Origin of the sequence: Pseudomonas sp. REP124, from assembly GCF_020164475.1 — a bacterium.
Classification (GTDB): Bacteria; Pseudomonadota; Gammaproteobacteria; order Pseudomonadales; family Pseudomonadaceae; genus Aquipseudomonas.
In genome coordinates, this window is sequence record NZ_JAIQWX010000024.1 from 13,585 (window position 1) to 34,206 (window position 20,622).

Here is a 20,622-nt window from a genome sequence, read left to right on the forward strand (position 1 = left end):
ACCCCCTGAAAAACCCGTTTAATGCGCCCCGTTGCCCAGATAGCTCAGTCGGTAGAGCAGGGGATTGAAAATCCCCGTGTCGGCGGTTCGATTCCGTCTCTGGGCACCACCTTCCGTTTTCAGGTGGTGCCAAGCACACCTGAAGACACACAAGAAGCCCGCCTAGTGCGGGCTTTTTGCTTTCTACGGTTCCCAACCGTTCCCTTGTAAGCCCAAACAGATGTGAGTAGATTCGTGAGTAGACCCAGTTCGGTCTACAAATCTACTCACACCGCGGCGGAACAGCGCCGGCCTGGTGCGGCCTGCAAGGGGGCGCTGCTATGCCACTGTCAGATACCACCATCCGTACCGCCAAGCCGAGGGACAAGCTCTACCGTCTGACAGACGCTAACGGCCTGTGTTTAGAAGTCACCACGACTGGCTCCAAGCTCTGGCGATACCGGTATCGCTTCAACGGCAACGCAAAAATGCTGGCGCTGGGTAAATACCCTGCTGTCACTCTGCTGAAGGCCCGCCAGCTACGCGATGAGGCCCGCCAACGCCTGATCGAAGGCACAGACCCAGGCGAGCACAAGAAAGCTGCCAAACAGGCTCAGAAGGTCCATGGACTGACTTTAGAGACGCTAGCGTGGGAGTGGTACGACTACAACTCGCCGCGATGGGCAGAGGCAACCAGCTACAAAGCCAAGCTGTACCTGGACAACGACATTATCCCCGGCATCGGCGCACGTCCGGTTAAAACCATCACCAGACCTGAGCTGGTGGAGTTGGTGCGCACAGTCGAGGCAAGGGGCACGCTCAATGCCGCAGGCAAGATCCGCCAATGGCTACACCAGATATTCAGGTATGGGTTGGCCAAGGGCGTCGTAGAGGTAAATCCGGCTACCGATCTGAACGTGGTGGCCGCGCCAGCAAAAGCCGCCCGTCACCACCCGCATATCACCTTTGCCGAATTTCCCGAACTACTGAACAAAGTCGAGGCCGCGAACATTCACACCCTAACCCGGCATGCCATTCGGTTGTTGACGCTGACCGCGGTTCGTCCTGGTGAATTACGCCAAGCGCCGTGGTCTGAGTTCGATCTAGACGCCGCCGTCTGGACAATACCGGCCGCCCGCATGAAAGCCCGTCGCCCCCATATCGTCCCCCTGCCCCGCCAAGCCGTAGCTATTTTGCGCCAGCTTCACGAAATCACCGGGCGTTACTCGCTGGTCTTTACTGGCACCAACCCTGAACGCCCTATGAGCGAGAACACGATAAACAAGGCTTTGCGGCTGGCTGGGTACGAAGGCCGGCAAACAGGCCACGGCTTCCGCCACCTGTTGAGCACTGAGCTCAATGGACGCGGGTACAACAAGGATTGGATCGAGCGCCAGCTTGCTCACGGTGACCGCGACGAAATACGCGGTACCTACAACCATGCGGCCTATGTCGAGCAGCGAAGGGAAATGATGCAAGACTGGGCCGACTCAATTGACGCGCTATGTGCAGGTGCCAACGTGGTAAGCATCAAGCGCAAGGCATAGTTTTCTCCGGATGTGCGCGGTCTCGTTTGGGCGTGGTTGGGAATTGCTGATAACATAATGGCTATCGCTGTATATTCATACAGACGGCCTATATGAGCTAGCTAAATGGCAGGAGCCTATGGAGACAATCAGATAACACCTTTCGGGCGGATAAAGCTCGACGGGATCTATTCTGACTGGGAGTCAGGCCACCATCTGAACCCCCGCCTTCTGGCTTTCGAACTCGCCGCAACACTCGAGACCTTGGCACCGTTAAATCAAGCAATTCAGCCTCTGCACGCAAGCGTCTTTTCGGAAGGCCGTTCCGACAGGAATATTCAAATCACTCACGGTGCCCTCGCCGACTATTTTACCGCCGCCAGCACCGGCAGAGCTGTCCCAACTATATCAACCAGCTTGGGGCCGATACCTGCTGCTAGCGTCCTGATATGGCGGCAATGGATTGAGCGCCTTGTTGATGAAGCGACTGCCCGCAACGGGCTGGCCGCTGCGTTCGCTCAACCGGCAAATGACAGCGCGTCATTCTCAATGGTAGTCAATAGCGCTGCTGCAACCAGCCACGTAACTCCCACTCCCGTACCAAGCAACTCATCGATAGTTCTCAAAGCACAACAAGCTCAATTGCGCCGCGAAGGTGAAAAAAGCGCCGGCGAACAACTCGACGAGCACCAGATCGCCCGCGAAAACGCGGAAAAAAAGGTGGCTGAGCTCTCGGCCCAACTCGAAATAAAAACAATTCAAAACCAACAGCTTATGGATGAGCTGGAATTGCAGCGCCGCGAACTCAACGACGAACGCCGAGCCAGGCGCGAAGCTGAAGACGAAAGCATTCGCATGGAGGAACGACTTGAACAGGTTATGGGGCTTGCCGAGTTCATGAACCAAGACAATCAACTTTCGCCACCTGATGGGCGATTGATTGTCGAGTGCTGGTGCGACGTCACACAGAACGGAACAAACGCTCCAAACATTGGCTGGAACGCGACCGTTACCAAGTGGTTTAAGGCAAGAGGAGTGACACTTCCAGCCGTGAAAGCAAAATTGTTCGTCTCTGCGCTCACTGGGCCCGGGCGAAAAAAAGGCGGCGCCATCGCTAGATCAAGTAATAAGGGGTGACAGGTTACAGCCCGCGCCCTGCTTGATCTGCAGAAGTTATCCCCGTAGTAAATCGATCAACCTGTGACACGTTAAATCCCACCTGTTACCTGTTCCGTCTCAGCCTCTACCTCCAGCATTGCCATCGTCGATCACCCAAACCGCCCCAGGAGGCGCAGACGATGGCAAGCACAACTCACCAGATCCATAAGCAGACCGAACAGGTCGTGCTTGTTCCAGACGACAAACCAGCAATCCAGTTCATCAAGCGCCAGAAAGTGGAAAGCATCACCGGCCTTTCCTGCACTGAGATTTATCGTCGCATCGCCGCAGACAACTTCCCTAAACAGGTCGTACTCGGGCCGAAGTGTGTTGTATGGGTAGAAGCTGAGATTTACGGCTGGATGAATGACCGTATTGCTGAAAGCCGAGCGGTGGCCTAAATGAAAAAGGCCACGATCTCCGAAGAGAAACGCAGCCTGTCGCAGGGCAATATTACCACCAACGCTACGCCTGACGTACTGCTGGAAACAGCGCCCACCAAGATCGCCAGAGCCCTGGTGTACTTCCGTCACTTTGGCTCGCTCAACCGCTTTGAGGCGCCGAAGTGGGTGGGCGACACCTGCCTTAACTCGACAATCCCCGTGCTGGAAAATAGCTACGGCCTGACATTTGAACACCTGCCAGAGAAGTCGCCGAACAATTGGGGCGCGCCCTGCGACTGTACCCGTTACCGATTGCTGGAAAGCTCGCACGCCCGGGCTGACAAGGTACTTGCACAGATGTTCAATCGGACGGCCAAGCGCCAAATGGTGGCGGCATGAACGCTATAGCTTTGACCCAATCCAACGGTGAGACCCGCGCAGATAGCCGTACACTCGCCGACCAGTTGGGCGTTAAACCAAAGAACACGCTTAGCTTGATCGAGCGGTACCTCTGCAAATTTGAGCGGCTCGGGGTTGTTCCGTTTCAAACGGAGAAACCTCGCGCCGGTACCGCTGGTGGCAGGCCTGAACGGTTCGCGCTGCTCAACGAGGATCAGTGCTACTTCCTGCTATCCCTCTCACGCAACACTGATCGCGTCGTAGAGCTGAAGTCGAGTCTGATTATGGCATTCCGTGAAGCCCGCTACGGGCACGCCTGCCAGACGCTTGTGGCTCGCAAGAATGAGGCGAGTCAGAGCGGTCGCCGGTTAGCCCATTGGCGCTATGACAAGCCTGGCATCCACCAGCATGTTGAGCACTTGAGGGAGCAACTGAAGTTACCTATCGACCTGGAGGACGTGCGTCCATGAACGCCTTGCTCATACCCCACGATGAGTGGTCTATAACTTCTCTTGCCAGCAGTCACGCCCGCCGGTATGGTTTGACTTGTCACATTGCTGACAACGACCTTGGCGGGTCGAATAGTAAAGGCGCAACAGCGCCCCCATTACGACTGCAGGCGCTTTTTTTACGCCCGCATTCTTGTGTTATGGCGGGTTGCGCAGGAGCACCTTCGGGTGCGTCGGGCTCCTTTACCCCGATCCGCCAATCCTGTGCGACTCGCCACCCTTCCCTGCTTGGCGGCAGAAAGGAGTGGCTCCAAAGTAAAGGAGCTACACCCATGAAACACGCCCTCATTCCGTCCGCAATCCGCGCTTTTGCTCACCGCCGTATGGCTCTGAGTGCCCTCCGCGCAAACTCATCTCTTTTCTCTCGTCTCGCCTGCTACAACGCCAACATAGCCATCGCTCGCTCCCTTGAAGCTGCGGGAGGTGCGCAATGAGCCAGGCCAACACCGATTTTCTGGACGAGTTGCGCGATGCCCAAGACATCCTGCTACTTCTCAGCCTCGTCCTGGCCATTATCGCTTCGCCCACCACACCCATCATCACTGCGCGTGTCGGCGCCGTTATTGCGCAACATACGGCAATGGCCTGGGCTGATCTGCTCGAGGGCATGATCGAGTCACAAGGGGGCTTGCTATGAGCGCGCCACAATCATCAGCCCCTAAACTTAAAATGCGAGCAAAGTGCCTTTGCGCTTTGAGCAGTGCTGTTGGCCCTGCTTATCCCGTGCAGAGCAATACATCTGACTCGGCGCACTCTTCAGACACACATCACTCGCGACCTAAACATTGTCGGAGGTGTGAAATGAACATGGCTCTGAATTGCAATTCCGCTGAAAACCACTCGCACAAATTCCAACCTGGTGTACACCAACAGGATTTGGAAAGCTCGACTGAAGAAGTCGACATCTCCCGCCAGTCCTACTTCAGCATCTGCGCACCACTGCCAGACATGCCTACTGGGAATCGTTTTCCCTATGGCGTCTGCGGCCCGTTTCTAGACGAAGACGAAGCGTTCGACGCACTGCATGCGCTCCGCGCAAAAATGCCAAATCGGAAGCTTGCCGTCATGTATGGGCAGAACTTCTTCGAAACGCCGTACGCGGGCTTAGAACGCGATCAAGAACTAGCTAGAGCCAAGCTCGTAGCGCTGCTAACAGCGGAGTAAACGATGGAAAACCTTCAACAACGCTCTTCAGCGTTGACGGGATCGGCTTGCCCGAAGAATGCCACTGAGTTGTTTTACGTGACTCACCCAAAGGTGCCCAAGCCGTTGCTGGGCCCCTTTCTGACCGAAACCGACGCCGAGTGCGGACGCTTAGTTATGCGTAGTCCCGAAGCTCACGTGACGGCCTGTTTGGTTGATGACATCGACGAAATTACCCACTGGCACGCCGTGAACAACGGACAGGTCTGCCGGGCCTTTGCGGGCACTGATCGCCGGGAGGTGGGCCATGGGTGATCCCGCGACCCTTTTCCGTGACGCGCTCCAAGCCGCGTATGGCCCGCTCGATTGGCTTCCAATGGCTGATGGCGCCATTCACCGCTTCCGCGTACCTGGCGACAAGCCCGGCACGCTCAACGGATGGTATGTCCTGTATCAGGACAATATCGCCTCTGGTGCGTTCGGTAGCTGGAAGGCTGGTGGTGCTAGCACCTGGTGTAGTCGGGAGCCGATAGACGCCCGTGAAGCCGAGCAGGTGCGTGAGCGGATTGAACAGGCCCGACGCCAGCGCGAAGCCGAGCAGCAACAGCGCCAGCAGCAGACCGCAGAGTGGGCCAACCGTTGGTGGCGTGATGCCCGCCGCGCCGATCCTGCTCACCCCTACCTGGCTTCCAAAGGCGCTCGATCCCACAGCTTGCGGCAGCGTGGCGACGAACTTCTGGTGCCGCTGTATGCCGGTGGCGCGCTGGTCAACCTGCAACGGATCGCCCCGGACGGTGGAAAGCGCTTCCTATTCGGGGGCCGGATCAAAGGCGCCTATTCGCCTCTTGGCCGCATCACGCCAGGCAGGCCGCTGTGCATCTGTGAAGGCTGGGCCACCGGGGCAACGCTTCACGAAAGCGGCTACACCGTCGCCTGCGCGATGAATGCCGGGAACCTCAAGTCGGTGGCGCTGGTGCTTCGGGCTGAGTATCCCGACACCGAAATCATCATTGCGGGTGACGACGACCGCCAGACCGCGGGGAGCCTTGGCAGTAATCCCGGCTATGTCGCAGCCATGGCAGCCGCTCAGGCGGTTGAGGCTCTGGTCATGTTCCCAGAGTGGCCCGCCGACGCGCCGCTGGCGCTCACCGACTTTAACGATTTGCGCTGCTGGCTCGCCTTACAGGAGGCCTACCCATGAGTGACAAGGTTATCCCGATGAAACCTTTGGATGTGATCGCCAGCGCAGTGAAGCGGTTGTCGGTCGATGCTGGAGCGCTGTTCGAAGCGCAGGTATTGGATGAGCTGCGCAAGACCCGAGACAGCGACCCGGCGCGCTTTGCCCGCGTTCGTCAGCAGGTCAAGGAGGCCAAGACGGTCAGCATGTCTGAATTCGACCGCCTCAGCGCACCATGGGCGGAGGATCGCGAGCCAGGCAAGATCGAGATATTCGATGAGGTTGAGCCATGGTCTGAGCCGGTAGATGGCGCAGATCTACTGGACGATGTTGCGTTTGCGCTGGCGCGCTATGTGATTGCAGACAAGGAGACGATCCGTGCCGCTGCGCTCTGGTCTGCATTCACCTGGTTGGTGGACGTGGTGCAAGTCGCCCCCATTGCTAACATCACGGCTCCCGAAAAGCGGTGCGGTAAATCAATCCTGCTGACGGCGCTGAGCAAGTTGTCGAATCGCCCATTGCAGGTCGCCAACATCGCCCCTGCCGCCCTGTTTCGCGCAATTGAGTTGTGGTCGCCAACCCTGCTGATTGACGAGGTGGACGCATTTCTGGCCTCGCATGAGGATGCGCGGGGCATTCTCAACTCAGGGTTTACCCGTGATAGCGCCAGGGTGATTCGCTGCGTGGGTGATGACCACATCCCGACACCCTTCAATGTCTGGGGCGCCAAGGCCTTGTGTGGGATAGGCAAGATTGCCGACACCCTGGCCGACCGAAGCGTGCCGCTACGCCTACGTCGGCGGACACCCGGGGAGTCGGTCGAAAGCCTGCGCCATTCAGACCCTGATCTGTGGACACGCCTGCGCTCTCGCCTGGCCCGCTTTGCGCTGGACAACGCCCCCGCTATCGAAACCGCAAGACCAACCCCCATACAAGGACTGAATGACCGCGCCAACGATGCCTGGGAGCCTCTACTAGCGATTGCTGAGGCAGCTGGCGACCACTGGCCGAAATCGGCACGGCTCGCAGCCATTGCCCTCCATGGTATCGAGGGAGAGTCACCCAGCATCGGCGCCGAACTGCTGGCCGATATCAAGGCGATATTCGACGACAAGCGCGTCAGCAAGATTTTCAGTACCCAACTACTGGAGTCGTTGATCGCCGATGACGAGGCACCCTGGGCGACGTGGAACAGAGGCAAGCCAATGTCGCCGCGACAGCTTTCCTCCAAGCTGAGCGAGTTCGGGATCAAGTCAGGGACTGTTCGCCAAAGCTACGACACCAAGAAAGGTTACTCAATCGACCAGTTCCGTGACGCGTTCGGCCGCTACCTTCCCAGCAGCCCCCCCGTCACAAGCGTCACAACGTCACACACCAGCAACGACGCGGCCTCCAGCGATATTTTATCCGTCACAACACATGGCAGTGTGACGGATAAAAAGTCGCTACAGCCCAGCAACGACGCGGGTTGTGACGCTGTGACGGTTACAGCACCTACCCAGCCGGGAGGCGAAGACGACGAGCCCGACCTTAATGACGACGAGGATGCGTTATGAGTGCAGCTATCGACTATCTGACCGAGCGCGGCTTGTCCGTCCGCAAGAAGGGAAGTCGGGTCGTTATATCGCCCAAATCCCTGATAAGCGACGACATACGTAAGTACGTCATGTCCCACCGACTGGAGCTGCTGGCGGAGCTGTCAGCCAATGACGGCGTTGCGCGCTCACTCCACTGGCGCGTCACACGCGATGGCAAACCACTTTGCACCATGATCGGCGACCCCATGACCCGTGCTGAAGCACTGGAGATTGTCCGCTGGCGCTGGCCTGACGCTGATCTGGCGTCGTGATGAGTGTTCCCATGACCTGCGCCTTGTTGGCGAATAACCCTTTCAATACGCGACACGTTTACTGATCACGAAACCGTGTCACCGCACAAAGCAACACCACCCGGCAGCAACCCATAACCAGTGCCAGCGGCTCATCAGAGGTACACATGACAGAACATGACAGCAACAAAGCAAGCCAACTGCCGACGCATCTGGAACGCTTTAATGAGGCATGCAAGACCACCCACATGGAGTCGTACCTGCAACATGGCCCGGATTCTGGCTATTTGGTTTGGGACGTCCAGCACGTCCACGATGGCGAGAATGTGACCGTCGACGGGCCGTTCTTCACCGAAGAAGAAGCACAGATTTCGGCAGAGTTACTGAGAGGAACGTTTCTCGGAGCCCGAGCACACAAGGTCATCCATAACCGAATTCGGTGTTTCGACCGCCATCACGAACAGGTGACATTCGATCAGGCATGCATGTCGCGCTCCGTACTCGCCATTCGGCTGAGCTCCATATCCACCCCCTCCACGAAAAGCGGCTTACCAGGTCGCGACCAATGCCTCACAACACTGTACAAACATACAGATTAGGCCTAATCTGACCTAATTAGGCCTAATTAGGTTATAACCTTACATAGGTGAATGAACATGAACGCAAGCATCAAGATGCGAGGCCGCCAGGCCAAGCCAACGCAAGCAGAAGTTGCCGCCGCATATGAACGGCTACGCACCGCGGCAAACTCCGGAAATGTACAGGCGAGTGCCGCACTTATCGCTCTAGCAGAACGCCTTCCTTTCGAGGTCTCGGTCGCATGAATGGATGCCAGGCCGAAGCGTCCATCCTCGTCGGTCATTTACTCATCAAACGCCCAAGACCCTCTTCTTTCCCGCCGTCAGCAAATGATGGCTCAACACCAACCCATGTGAGGTTGATATGGACGGACTTCTCGATTTCGTGAAAACCCCTGAAGGCCAAGGCCTTCTGTCAGCTGCTTTTGGTGGTCTGGCCGGCGCTCGTCGTGGCGCTCCCGTGAATACCCTGGGAATTGCCGGCCTCGCCGGGATCAACGGCTACAGCGATGCGCTTCAGCGTGATTCGACGGCGCAATACCGCAACATGCAGGCGCAGCAAATTCAATCCAACCTTACGCAGAGACAACGTCAAAATGACTGGCTGCAACAGCACATGCCGGGCAGCACGCCAGTAGCAGCTTCAGGTAACACCCAGCCCGCTGTTGGCACCGATGGTGTCCAGACCTTCCCGCAGCCTGACCGTCAATCGCCGATCCAAATTGGCGGTGCTGATGGGTATCAAATGCCGAGCTCACCAGGGTCGCCGAGCACCGCGCCCGGAGGCATGCCACAACGCCAAAAAGCTCAAGGCGAATTCCCGCTTAGCCTGACTGACATCATGACCTATCAAATGCTGGGCATGGATGGCGGCGGCACCTTGCTCGACCTCTACAAGCAGGCTAACAACCCGCAGGAACGCAAGAGCGGCAATTACTACATCGACCCGCGCACAGGTCAGCAAACCTACATGCCGAAAGTCGCTGAAGGCGTGATGATGAACGATCAAGGGCAGGCAGTACCTGTCCCCGGCGCAGCGCAGGCCAACGCAGGCTATAAGGGCTCAGAAGCTGGTTCAGTGGCTGGCGCACAGTTCCCGTTCAACGTGGCGCAGAAGCAGGCTGAACAACGTGGTGCTGCTGGCTATGACCCCGTTAAGGTTGTCGGCTCCGATGGGAACGAATACTGGTCAAACCGCCTTTCCGTATCTGGTGGTGGAACTGCGTCTGCCGGTCAAGGGAATGGGCAAGGCCCATTTATGGCTGGGCGTAATCCAGTAGCCCAAGAAGCCACCAAAGGGCTGAACAACGATTTCATTTCCAACTCATACCGAACAGCTCTCGACGCAGGAAAAGCTGCTCAGGATATGAACGGGAATATCACAGCCATGAGGACTATTCCGATTGAAACGGGCTGGGGGTCTGACGCGAAAGCGGCGGCCGCTAACGTACTGACTAGCCTTGGGGTTGCGCCAAAAAATGCTGAGCTGTTTGGTGCAAACGCTCAAAAATATAGATCAGTTGCCATGTCGCAGATCAACAAGCAATTGCAGGACAACAAAGGTACTCAAACCGAAGGCGATGCGGCGCGTGCACTGCAAACTTTCGCATCGCTCGAGAAAACCCCAATGGCCAACGCGTACATCCTCGATTTGGCGCAGGCCAAGAACAACTCAGCCATCAGGAAGGCTGACTACTACGAAAAGGCTGTGAAAATTGCCCAAGAGCGTGGGCTGCCACTTTCCGAAGTCGACGCACAGTATCGCAAGGTACAGCAATCAATCTGGGCAGATCCTGTCATGGCGCGCTGGCTTCCCCAGGGTAAGCGGTGATGAGCGGGCTTTTCGCGCAGCTTGAGCAGGAGAACAATCTCCCGTCAGGGCTTCTGGATGCTGTCTGGTCGACTGAGTCGAGCCGCGGCCAAAACATGCAGTCTCCGAAAGGCGCCCAGGGCCATTTCCAGTTCATGCCGGCAACGGCTCAGCAGTACGGCCTGACCGACCCGAACAACCTCCAGCAGTCGGCGGCCGCAGCCGCCCGCATGCTCTCCGACATGATGCAACAGACCGGCAGCGTGCCTGGCGCGCTGGCTGCCTATAACTGGGGCATTGGCAATGTGCAGCGCAAGGGAATGGACGCAGCGCCGGAAGAGACGCGCAACTACATCCAGAAGGTGACCTCGAACATGTCTCAGCAATCAGACCCATTTGCCGAGCTGAATCGTGAATTCAGCCAGGCCGCCCCTTCCCAGCCGCACGACGACCCGTTTGCCGAGCTGAACAAAGAATTTATGACGCCTGCGGTGTCGACTGCGCAACCTGCAGCTACAGGCCAATCCGTTCAGGTCGCTCCTACAGATGTCCCTCAGGCCCCCAGCGCTTCACCAGATCGCCTCGCTGGCCGAAACTGGCTGGAGAAGGGTACGCTCGGTGCCGGCAAGGCGGTTGCCGATCTGCTGGAGGGTGTCGGTCTTGGCGATGTTCTCTGGCCTCGCGGCTGGCAGCGCGCCCCGGGCGCAGACGCCGACCTGATGTCCGACCCGGCAGGCCTCAGTGGCAACATCGGCGGCCAGATTGGCCTTGCATACCTGGGCGGCCGCGGCCTACAAGCTGGCGGCAAAGCGATTCAGGCGGCGAGCGCAGCTCGCGCAATGCCAGCGGTAAAAACTGTCGGCGGCCTAGTCGAAGGCGCTGGTAATGCCTTGATCAACCCTGCGAGCTATAAGCAGGCAGCAGGCGGTGGGGCAGCCTTTGGCGTGCTTTCTCAGCCTGGTGATGCCGCTACCCGCGCCACCAACGCAGTAACTGGCGCGGTAGGTGGGACATTAGGTATGGCAGTTGGGCGAGGCATCGGCAAAGTAGCTGGTGGAGTTAAATCTATGGTCACTCCTGTCGCGCCTGTTGAAACACAGATTGCGACGAAGCTTGCGCAAGATGGCATTGATTACAGCTCTTTGCCACAGGCCACCAAAGACCAGATGATTTCAATTGCCAAGCGCAATATGGACGACATCGGGCTGGTGGATACTGAACAGCTCGCGCGCATGGCAGATTTTAACAAGTTAGAAATCACCCCGATGCGCGGCTGGGTCACGCGTGATCCCAAAGCCTGGTGGAAAGAAAACAACCTAAATACCGTCGACAGCCAGGTTTCTGCGCGCTTCAAGGATGCAAACAGCTCGTTGCTCCAGCATGTCTCCAAGGGGGTTGGGGATGCGACTGACTATGAGCGCGGCCGAGTGCTGCAAAATACCGTGACTGGCTATGATGATGCGCTCAAGAAAAGGGCCGACAATCTGTACCAGTCCGCACGAAACACAGCAGGTCGCGACATTCCCCTCGATGCGACTCGATTCGTAAACAATGCCTCGGCTGATCTTGATCAACAGATGCTCGGCTCGAAGCTACCGGCCGATACGTTGGCCTGGTTCCAGAAAGCAACCGGGGGGCAGGAACCGTTCGATATGGGTACGGCCCTGCAACGCCTCCAGGCATTGAATGGGCGCATCTACGGCACGAACGATCCGGCTGAAGCTAAGGCGCTAGGGATCGTCAAGAAGCACCTAGTCAACGAAATTGAAGGCCACGGCGCGTCACCAACAGGCGCTCAGGCTGACCTGTCGAATGCATTCAAGGAGGCCAGGGCCGCCGCAGCTGACCGCTTCCGCTTTCAGGAAGCCAGCCCCCTGATCGAGAAAATCCTGAAGGGCAACTACGCGCCAGAGGATCTTCCAAATATCGTCGGCAAAATGAAGGTCGACCAGCTCAAGGGGCTTTCGCAGCTCGAACAGCAACGGGGTGTGCCGATCATGAGCTCCCTGCAGGATGCCGCTCGCGTCTATGTACGAGACGCCTCGACGCTCCAGAGCGAAACAGGTGGCGCCTTCTCCGTCAATGGCATGCGCAAGGCGTTAGATAAGATTGGCCCTGAAAAAGGCCAAGCACTGTTTGGGAAGAACGGCTGGGAGCACTACCAGACCATGCTCCGAGTTGCCGGCGATATCCATAACGCGCCACTGAAGCCGGTAGGGTCAAGCACCTTCCCCAACTATCTCCGCATGCCGCTGGGAGTTCTAAAAAAGCTTCCGGTGCTACCTGGATTGCTGGATGTAGTCGCGTCAGGGGCTGGGAAGGTTAAGCAGATGGCAGACGCCAATGCGGCATTGAATCCGTCACTGAATTTGGTAGTTCCGCGGGCGCCACAGCAGAGCCTGCTTCCGCTGCTGACCGCTCCAGGATTGCTCGGCATCACAGAGCAGTAAGGGCCTAATCCTCGTCGGGATTGATCAGGACGAACTTTCTGATGCGGCTGCCTTTCGGGAGGTACTTCTTGGCCAGGATGGTCAACCAGTCCTCCAGCCTGACCAGCAGTTGCACGCCGACGAACACGGCGGACATCTGAATCACCTTCAACCAATGCTCATCGACCACAAACACCTCCAGGGCCTGACGCCCTCACTCCAACAAAGACCGCCACTGAGCGGGCTTTCTATTTGGATGGCCAAAAACGCCGAGCCCGACTTCGATCACCGCTGGCGCCCTGAGCTCATCCGCCGCAGCGGTCGCCATTCGACTGCTGGAAATCCCGCTCCCACGTTATCTAGCGCCTTCAGCCAGTACTCGTCGCGGGTATCCAAGCAATAACCAATCGCTGGCAAGATGCGCCCGGCCGGTACCAGGTTCGCCAATGAGTCTAGTCGTTAAGTGTCGCCAGGAAGGTCAACGAGCCTGACCATTAATCAGGTCAACCGAGCTTCGTTAACCGCCGCGGTAACCACCAAAAGTAACCACCTCGCCTGGTTACCATCGCCCGGTATCCACTCCGGTATCCGCGGTTTTAGGTCATCTCGAGGCGGATGCCCGCGGTGGTGGCCAGCATTGGTTGCCACGCTGGTTACCACGGAAACATGGGTTTCGGAGGCCATAAAAAAGGGAACCGCCACCCATGCCGACGACGCGTTACAAGGCAGGCTGTTACAAGCCCTGTTACAGCAAAATGCGCTGTTTCACGCAGAGTTTCACGCACCCTGAGTGCGCGGAAATCATCAAAGTACGCAGGCAGGTACGCACCATTGGTACGCGTTCGCACACGAAGTTCGCACGTTTAGTTCGCAGCCTAAACTGCGAACTGATCAGTGGTTACCAGTGTGGTTACCACGGTTGGTTACCAGTTTGGAATGGTAACCAGGCACAGGTTTCCACTCTGGTTGCCACGGTTGGTGCCAGCCGGGAGTGGTAACCAAGTCATCGGGGAGTCATGGTTACAGGCAAGGTTTCAAATGAAGATACTGTGATCCGTTACGCTTACCGCTTAATAGCGAGGGTTTTTGAGGGTTGGGGGTGATCTCAAAACTGGGCAGGGGGTGCTTTCGAGCAATGGTAAGTTGGAGGGTTGCTGGCATAAACCACGCCATCATCGTAATAACGATAGTCACCGTTTAGCCGATTCAAAGTGTGATGTTCTAACGTTGGCTTGCCGGTCACCGGATTTTGAACGCCAGAAGTCCATTTGACCTCATCCTCGGTGATGACTGCGACCACGCCATTGGCCGCTTTCGAAGCAATATCCAAATGGATCGTTTTTGTATAGCGCTGGCCGTTAATCGCTGCCTCGCAAAGTAAGTTAAATGGCCCGGAGGTGGCTGCGGCGGCCGAAGAGACAGAAGGGGTGAGACTGATGGGCGCTGGCTCTTGCGAAGTAACTACCAGGCCAGCAGCCTTTACAACGGCGATGGCCTTTTCCAGAGGGATGGGCTTTTCAGCACCCAGAATGCAACTTTGAATGTCTGAAAATTTGTGGTCGCACCCGCTTATGCCCAGCAACATGCAGGCGCCTGCAAGAATAATTATTGCTCTCATGTGATCTCCATTAAAAACAAGGACGCAGACCCAACTCTCAACTTTTAACATGGTGTCCGATGCAATTGCACCGAACTTATTCGGGCCGCTTTCAAACAGCCTCTAGCCAGTGCAAAGTCAACGTTTGAACATCCAAGTGCCTGCGTGTAGAAAACAACACTCTGCGTAGGAATAAACACGGTTTACGCACAGTGACCACTACCGACCGCAATCCCACCCACTTTCCCAAAACGAGTGGTGGTGAGAACGCCTCAGTGTGGCGCTATTGCCACGTCTGCCCCGGGGATTCGCTTAAGCAAGTCGGCGAGTTGCCTGGCCAGCCGATCAGCACGTTCCTTTTCCCGCCCAGCCTTCAGCAGCGCTATCTCCAATGCGTGATCAACCTCGTCCAGACTGTTAGCTCGCTTTTCTAATGTGATCTCCAGTTCCTCAAGCGCCCGCTGGGCCTGCCGGTGTTCGACCGCCTGCCGATCCAGAGCCGCCTGCCGCGCCTTTAGCGCCACAGTGGCTGAGCGCTGAAGCTTGTCCTGTATAGCCGAAGTTTTCGCCCTCAGCAGCAGAGCCTTGTAGTTTGGCATCTGTATGCCTATGGCAGCAGCGGCCAAGTCTGCACGATCAACGATGGGATCAGCAGCAACGAGCGCCAGGTAATACTGGCTGACCTTCTGGTGGGTGGCTTTCGATCCTTCGACGCCGCGCAACAGCCCGAAAGGCTTCCCGCACCACTGGTGGAAATCAGTCTGCATCCTGCGTAGCTTGGCGGCACCACCGAGGAAGTCACGCGCCGACAGCCTTCCGTCCTTGGTCAACGGCACTACATACGCGACGAGGTGGGGCGTCCTCTCATCCAGGTGAACGGTAGCGCTGACAATATTCGCTCCGCCGTGCCGCGCCTTCAGCCAGGCCATGGCCCGATTAAAGTAGCCGCCCGTGTCGGGCATCGTGCCGCCGTGACGGGCGAATGCCTCGGGGCTGGCGGTGATCAGATATTCAATGCAGAGCACCGCCCCCTTGCGCCTGCGTTCTGGCAGCTTGGCCAAGACCGCATTGGCAAGACCGCCAGCAGTCGACGCGCCACCAACGTGCACATTGGCCGCGCCATTGGAGTTCGGTGTGGGCATCTCTCGAAAGGTGTGTCGACCAGATCCAATAATCCCAGCGACCGACTTCAGCTTTTTTGTTCTTAGTATCGTGTAAGACATGACTGCCTCCCCCGTGCTGAGTGTTTTCATCTTCAGCGTGCAGGTGGAGCAAAGACCTGCGCAAGCCGCCCCAAGCGAAGCTTGTGTACTCACTACACAAACTACGTTTGTTGTTCGCTTCCTGCGGAAGAAAAGCAGCGCCAGAGCACACTGCCTTTGCGACTTCCCTATCGTGATATCGCCGACCTCAAACGCCACAAACGACAAGTGTGGAATTAACACCATGAGCGCCCTGATGGATAAGCGCTGCTACGCTTTCGTTTTTTCGAATGGAGTCGATGCGATGCCTTCCCCGGAATACTCTCTCCCCGACGTCCTTGAACGCATGTATCAAAACCAGCTCGCTTTGGAGGCTGCTTTGATGGAGCTGACGTTATTGGTCGAAAGCCAGGGGCATGGCGAGACCGGCGACAATGTTCGCGGTGCTCTGGACGTGATTGGCGAAAACGTCGGCCATATCAATCAAGGGTTGGCCAGGCTGAAGTCGCAGAGCGCGAAATAAACCAACATCGGAGTCAGAGATCGATCAGAGACGAGGCAAGATATGACTGAGAGCATTGATCGTTTCCTGCGCCTTGACGAGGTACTCCATATAACAGGTCTCGGGCGAAACACGATTTATCGGCGGATCAGGGAGGGCACCTTCCCCAAACAGATCAGGATAGGCCCAAACTCAGTGGCCTGGCGTCAGTCAGCAATCGTTAAATGGATGTCCGATCCGACCCCGGGCAAGTGAAGGTTTTAAAGACGGGAGCTTCGTTTTCTCACTTATAGTCAGTGCATACGGTCGCTGCTGAGCAAATGGTCAAAACTCGGAAGTCCAAAGCCGTTAGTGTGATACCGTTCGTCCGACCGACAGCACTGCCTAAATATCTCTGGTAGTGACACGTAAACGATGGAAAAACCGGTGCTAGATTCTAAAAAGCGAGTAGATTTGTGAGTAGATCTATCGCCACACTGAAAAATTATTCAACCAATACAGTAAGTTATCAAAGCAGTTCGATTCCGTCTCTGGCACCACCTTCCGTTTTCAGGTGGTGCCAAGCACACCTGAAGACACACAGAAAGCCCGCCTCGTGCGGGCTTTTTGCTTTCTGCGATTCTTGACCGCCCTCCCCCGGCTCGCCCGCGTCAAAAGCCATGACCTGCCGCCTTCGAAAAACACAATTTGTAGACCAAACAGCGTTGACCCTCACCTTGACGCACGGATAATCCCGTCGCAGATTTGTGGTGTGCCCAGCCTATCCACAAAGCACCAACAGGGAGCGATTGGATCATGGCCGTTTGCAACGCCAACGACGTGGCGGACTACCTCATAAATTTCGCCAGGGAACACGGCGACTACCTCACGCCGCTGAAACTTCAAAAGCTGGTTTTCTATGCCGACGCCTGGCACATGGTCGTCAAGAGCGGCCAAGAGTTGATTCCTGACCGATTTGAAGCATGGGTGCACGGCCCAGTGGTGCGAAGCATTTATCAGCGCTTCAACCACTACCGCTGGAACCCCATCACTGAAGAACTCCCCGCCTCGAACCTTGCTGAAGAGACAGCGGATTTCCTGAATGAGGTGTACAAGGTCTTCGGTGGTTTTTCGGGGTATGAGCTGGAGCAGCTCACCCACCAGGAGGAACCGTGGAAAACGGCGAGAGGCATGCTGCCTGCCGACGCGTCATGCACTGAGATGATCGACAAGGATCTTACTCGCCGGTTCTATACCCAAATGTCAGCTGCACAGTAAGCATGGCGAAAGGAACGTCCATCAAGGCTGGAAAGTTAACTGCCAGCCCGAACATCAAGGCTGGTGATCCAGATAGGCCCAAACTGCTGAGCTTTTCATTTCGCCATATGGATCGCCATCACCAAAAGTTCGATTACTCCGACCGGGATGCCGGCTATTTCTGCAAAGTTATCGAACGGCTTTCAGCGCTGAGCTCATGCACGGTTCAGCAACTGTACGCGGAGCGCTCAGCAGCATTGCGAGCTCACCCTATTGCATGGGATGACACTACCGAGCCGAACGGATTCTGCCACTTGAATGAGCAGCTCCGTCAAAGCCGCCCCTACCAATTCAGCATATCGAGCAACGCCCATGGAAGGATTCACGGCTTCTTCCTGGATCACGTGTTCCACATTGTTTGGCTCGACCCGGCCCACAGTTTGTACGCGTAGACCACCTGCCATCAAAACGGAACACTACGGCTGCCCCCGCAAAGGATTGTTCATCCGCATCACGAGGACTATCGTTGGCCACTACCCGCAAAGGTCCGACGCCGATGAACCTGCAGGACATGCCCTCACTGGCTCCCAACCAAATCGAGCTGCAACTGGCAGCTGATGTCGCGGGCGAGCCGTTCAAGCAAGCCGCCGCCGACGGCTTCATCCTCGGCGGTTTCACCTGGCGACACGCTGCCCAGGACGCATGCCGCCCGGTCGTCATCATCAACGCCGCCACCTCGGTTCGCTGCCGACACTACTCGCGCTTTGCCGATTACCTGTTCGCCAACGATTTCGATGTCATCACCTATGACTACCGCGGTATTGGTGAGTCGCGCCCGGCATCGATCAAAGAACTCGAAGCCTCTTGGACCGATTGGGGTGCGCTGGATTTCGAGGCAATGCTCAAGCGCACACAGCGCGAGTTTCCGGGGCAGCCCGTCGATGTGGTCGCTCATAGCTTTGGCGGCTGTGCAGCGGGCTTGGGAGCTTCTGGTGCGATTATTCGACGGGTAGTGACGGTCGGGGCACAGTTCGCTTACTGGCGCGATTACGCGCCGGCTCACCGCTGGCGCATGTTCGGCAAATGGCATGTGGTGATGCCGATCGTGACGATGCTGTGCGGATTCTTTCCCGGCAAACGGCTGGGCTGGCTTGAAGACACTCCCTCAGGCGTAGTCCGCGACTGGGCCACACCCACTCCACGCTACGAAACACGCCCCAGCGGCCGCCTGCTGCACGAATCCACTGGCGGCCTACCCTTCGCCGCCCTGAAAGCGAAAATCCTCGCCATCAGCATCAGCGACGATCCCTATGGCACCATCCCGGCCATCGAGCGCCTGCTGAGCTACTTCACCGGCAGTGCCAATACCCACCTGCGCATCGCTCCGGAAGACATCGGCGAGAAAGAAGTCGGACATTTCGCCTTTTTTCGCAGCGCATACCAAGCCACACTATGGCCCATCGCATTGTCCTGGCTGCAGCACGGCGAACTGGCACCCGGCACTCCCGGGCAGACCGTGCCACGCACCTGAATCATTGCTCATTCAACGAATTACGGAACGACGCCCATGGCCTCCGCCAACAAGCAGCAGAAACGCGCCTCCCGCGCCAAGGCCAAAGCCAAGCAGAACCGCACCCAGCGCGCCGCCGCGCCGGTGGAGCTGGACCCGAATGACGAGCGTATCGATTTCGAATCGGTGGACCTGACCGAGCTGTTCAAGAAGATGATCGACGCCGAGAAAACCAGCCAGCAGGCCATGTGCCTGGCCTTCCTCGAAGACCCGCTGCTGGAGCTGGTGTACGAGCAGGAAGGCGAAGAAGGCGCGATGGACTTCATCCTCGCCGCGCTGATCGAATACCGCCAGTGGTCCACCGAAACCGACGAAGCCGGCGCCCTGGCCTGGATCGAATCCCCGGCCTTCCAGGCCGACTACGTGGCTGCATCCGACGCCATCGCCGCGCAAACCCAACAGAAACCGAACTGAGTTCCCATGGCCTCCCTGAACAAGCAACAGAAACGCGCAAAACGCGCCAAGGCAAAAGCCAAACAGATCAATATCCACGGCAGAAAGCCACTCGCCCTGGACGATGAGCAAGGCCACCTCGCCGAGCCTATCCCGGAATACACCCTGGCCATGTTCAGCAAGATGCGTGACGCCGAAGCCGCCAGCCGCAGCGAAATGCTCTCGATCCTGCTGAACGATCTCTCCGGGATCATCAACGATCACCCCGAACTGCTGGACCTGGAAAACGCCGACAACGAAGCCATGGCCTCCACCCACCTGGCCGCCGACATGCTGATCGACTACCGCATGTGGGCCGACGGCATGGACCGCGAAACCGCCCAGGCCTGGCTGAGCGAGCCGCAGTTCATCAAGGACTTCGGCGACGCGCTGGATGCGTACCGCCAGTCGCTGGAAGCTCAGGAAGAAAAAGGCGAGTAACTCGCCGGTGCTGCAAACAAAAACGGCCGCTCGTCATCACTGACAGCGGCCGTTTTTTATCAACGACGATGTTACAAGGCGATGCGCGATCCATGTAGCAGCTGGCGAAGCCTGCGTTCGGCTGCGCAGCAGTCGTGAAATCAGGCAACACGATGCTTCTGACAGACCTCGTACTCAGGTTTTACGACTGCTTCGCAGCCGAACGCAGGCTTCGCCAGCTGCTACAGGTCCTGCGGCAACTTAAATGGCTGGGATTAAGGCCCCCTCGCCACAGTAATGTGTTCGGCTTAACTGACAGACATTGGCTGTATTCAGCGACCTGCATGAATTAAGGGTTCCCACTCAGGCTCAAGCACCTTCCAGACGCGGAATCTCCATGCCGATTTTCTTACTGGCAGTGCTCCAGTCGCCCTTGGTGATAGAAAGGGCCTGGTAACCCGCATCGATCAGGTCGCACGCATACCATCTGTTATAGGTGAACATAAGCACGAGATTGGTCAGGCCTCCGGTGAAACAAGCCAGGATGAACATGATCACAGCCCACTTGATATCACCGCGAAACAACGGTGCAATAAATCCGAAAACGAATACCGACCACGAGAAGCCGATTGGCGCCTTTTTCAAAACGCCGGTGTCTGGGTTTCTGAAAGTTACCAACGTAAACGCCATGCCTCTCTCCTTGATGCCCCATTGGGTTGGCTCTGTCCAATCGTTATAGGAGCG

General features: G+C 57.2%; 25 protein-coding genes and 1 tRNA gene. 22 read left to right on the forward strand and 4 right to left on the reverse strand.

Translation table 11 applies throughout. The features are described from left to right. The first annotated feature begins 33 nt into the window (after positions 1–33). The 15 genes from K9857_RS08525 to K9857_RS08595 all read left to right on the forward strand — a co-directional run bounded on the left by K9857_RS08525 (position 34) and on the right by K9857_RS08595 (position 12,940). Positions 34–109, forward strand: a tRNA-Phe gene (locus tag K9857_RS08525). A 211-nt stretch (positions 110–320) separates the two neighbouring features. Continuing rightward, the gene (locus K9857_RS08530) at positions 321–1,526 is read left to right on the forward strand and encodes a tyrosine-type recombinase/integrase (RefSeq protein ID WP_224534812.1); all 1,206 of its coding nucleotides are present in this window, start codon (positions 321–323) and stop codon (positions 1,524–1,526) included. A 105-nt stretch (positions 1,527–1,631) separates the two neighbouring features. Continuing rightward, a complete protein-coding gene (locus K9857_RS08535) occupies positions 1,632–2,642 on the forward strand; it encodes a hypothetical protein (RefSeq protein WP_224534813.1) in 1,011 nt (336 codons plus the stop codon). 161 nt (positions 2,643–2,803) lie between these two features. Beyond that, complete coding sequence (locus K9857_RS08540; protein WP_224534815.1) at positions 2,804–3,064, forward strand: helix-turn-helix transcriptional regulator; 261 nt, start codon at positions 2,804–2,806, stop codon at positions 3,062–3,064. Beyond that, a complete protein-coding gene (locus tag K9857_RS08545) occupies positions 3,065–3,445 on the forward strand; it encodes a hypothetical protein (RefSeq protein ID WP_224534818.1) in 381 nt (126 codons plus the stop codon). It abuts the gene before it with no gap. Next, entirely contained in the window at positions 3,442–3,915 is a 474-nt protein-coding gene (locus K9857_RS08550) for a Rha family transcriptional regulator (protein WP_224534821.1), read from the forward strand. Before K9857_RS08545 ends, K9857_RS08550 begins: the two co-directional genes overlap by 4 nt. A gap of 469 nt (positions 3,916–4,384) precedes the next feature. Then, entirely contained in the window at positions 4,385–4,591 is a 207-nt protein-coding gene (locus K9857_RS08555) for a hypothetical protein (protein ID WP_224534823.1), read from the forward strand. Between the two features lie 164 nt (positions 4,592–4,755). After that, a complete protein-coding gene (locus K9857_RS08560) occupies positions 4,756–5,118 on the forward strand; it encodes a hypothetical protein (RefSeq protein WP_224534825.1) in 363 nt (120 codons plus the stop codon). Positions 5,119–5,121: 3 nt separating this feature from the next. Next, positions 5,122–5,412 carry a hypothetical protein gene (locus K9857_RS08565; protein WP_224534826.1) on the forward strand — a complete coding sequence of 97 codons (291 nt, stop codon included), beginning with the start codon at positions 5,122–5,124 and terminating at the stop codon, positions 5,410–5,412. Then, positions 5,405–6,298, forward strand: coding sequence for a toprim domain-containing protein (locus tag K9857_RS08570; RefSeq protein ID WP_224534829.1), 894 nt, complete (start codon positions 5,405–5,407; stop codon positions 6,296–6,298). Before K9857_RS08565 ends, K9857_RS08570 begins: the two co-directional genes overlap by 8 nt. Continuing rightward, positions 6,295–7,830, forward strand: a complete 1,536-nt coding sequence (locus K9857_RS08575) for a DUF3631 domain-containing protein (RefSeq protein ID WP_224534831.1) — start codon at positions 6,295–6,297, stop codon at positions 7,828–7,830. Before K9857_RS08570 ends, K9857_RS08575 begins: the two co-directional genes overlap by 4 nt. Next, positions 7,827–8,123, forward strand: a complete 297-nt coding sequence (locus K9857_RS08580; protein ID WP_224534834.1) for a hypothetical protein — start codon at positions 7,827–7,829, stop codon at positions 8,121–8,123. The genes K9857_RS08575 and K9857_RS08580 overlap by 4 nt, the downstream gene beginning before the upstream one ends. 146 nt (positions 8,124–8,269) lie before the next feature. Next, positions 8,270–8,701, forward strand: a complete 432-nt coding sequence (locus K9857_RS08585; protein WP_224534836.1) for a hypothetical protein — start codon at positions 8,270–8,272, stop codon at positions 8,699–8,701. Between the two features lie 343 nt (positions 8,702–9,044). Further along, positions 9,045–10,511 carry a hypothetical protein gene (locus K9857_RS08590; RefSeq protein ID WP_224534838.1) on the forward strand — a complete coding sequence of 489 codons (1,467 nt, stop codon included), beginning with the start codon at positions 9,045–9,047 and terminating at the stop codon, positions 10,509–10,511. Continuing rightward, complete coding sequence (locus K9857_RS08595) at positions 10,511–12,940, forward strand: lytic transglycosylase domain-containing protein (protein ID WP_224534840.1); 2,430 nt, start codon at positions 10,511–10,513, stop codon at positions 12,938–12,940. The genes K9857_RS08590 and K9857_RS08595 overlap by 1 nt, the downstream gene beginning before the upstream one ends. Before the next feature lie 4 nt (positions 12,941–12,944). On the opposite strand, the gene K9857_RS08600 is transcribed toward K9857_RS08595, so the two are convergent. From K9857_RS08600 to mobV, 3 genes are all read right to left on the reverse strand, one after another. Next, a complete protein-coding gene (locus K9857_RS08600) occupies positions 12,945–13,109 on the reverse strand; it encodes a hypothetical protein (RefSeq protein WP_224534842.1) in 165 nt (54 codons plus the stop codon). Positions 13,110–14,024: 915 nt separating this feature from the next. Then, the gene (locus tag K9857_RS08605; protein ID WP_224534844.1) at positions 14,025–14,537 is read right to left on the reverse strand and encodes a hypothetical protein; all 513 of its coding nucleotides are present in this window, start codon (positions 14,535–14,537) and stop codon (positions 14,025–14,027) included. A gap of 251 nt (positions 14,538–14,788) precedes the next feature. After that, positions 14,789–15,739, reverse strand: a complete 951-nt coding sequence (mobV, locus tag K9857_RS08610; protein ID WP_224534846.1) for a MobV family relaxase — start codon at positions 15,737–15,739, stop codon at positions 14,789–14,791. A gap of 283 nt (positions 15,740–16,022) precedes the next feature. Between mobV and K9857_RS08615 the strand changes: the two genes are divergently transcribed. The 7 genes from K9857_RS08615 to K9857_RS08645 all read left to right on the forward strand — a co-directional run bounded on the left by K9857_RS08615 (position 16,023) and on the right by K9857_RS08645 (position 19,899). Next, a complete protein-coding gene (locus tag K9857_RS08615; RefSeq protein WP_224534903.1) occupies positions 16,023–16,241 on the forward strand; it encodes a hypothetical protein in 219 nt (72 codons plus the stop codon). Between the two features lie 42 nt (positions 16,242–16,283). After that, positions 16,284–16,475: a helix-turn-helix transcriptional regulator gene (locus tag K9857_RS08620; protein WP_224534847.1), complete on the forward strand. Its 192-nt coding sequence runs from the start codon at positions 16,284–16,286 to the stop codon at positions 16,473–16,475. 540 nt (positions 16,476–17,015) lie between these two features. Then, the gene (locus K9857_RS08625) at positions 17,016–17,477 is read left to right on the forward strand and encodes a Panacea domain-containing protein (protein ID WP_224534850.1); all 462 of its coding nucleotides are present in this window, start codon (positions 17,016–17,018) and stop codon (positions 17,475–17,477) included. Between the two features lie 2 nt (positions 17,478–17,479). Continuing rightward, a complete protein-coding gene (locus K9857_RS08630) occupies positions 17,480–17,908 on the forward strand; it encodes a hypothetical protein (RefSeq protein ID WP_224534852.1) in 429 nt (142 codons plus the stop codon). Positions 17,909–18,012: 104 nt separating this feature from the next. After that, positions 18,013–18,987: an alpha/beta fold hydrolase gene (locus K9857_RS08635; RefSeq protein WP_224534853.1), complete on the forward strand. Its 975-nt coding sequence runs from the start codon at positions 18,013–18,015 to the stop codon at positions 18,985–18,987. A 36-nt stretch (positions 18,988–19,023) separates the two neighbouring features. After that, entirely contained in the window at positions 19,024–19,440 is a 417-nt protein-coding gene (locus K9857_RS08640; RefSeq protein WP_224534856.1) for a hypothetical protein, read from the forward strand. 6 nt (positions 19,441–19,446) lie between these two features. Continuing rightward, positions 19,447–19,899: a hypothetical protein gene (locus tag K9857_RS08645; protein ID WP_224534859.1), complete on the forward strand. Its 453-nt coding sequence runs from the start codon at positions 19,447–19,449 to the stop codon at positions 19,897–19,899. Between the two features lie 348 nt (positions 19,900–20,247). Here K9857_RS08645 and K9857_RS08650 read toward each other — a convergent pair whose 3' ends face one another. Continuing rightward, positions 20,248–20,568 carry a hypothetical protein gene (locus K9857_RS08650; protein ID WP_224534861.1) on the reverse strand — a complete coding sequence of 107 codons (321 nt, stop codon included), beginning with the start codon at positions 20,566–20,568 and terminating at the stop codon, positions 20,248–20,250. Between the last annotated feature and the right edge of the window lie 54 nt (positions 20,569–20,622).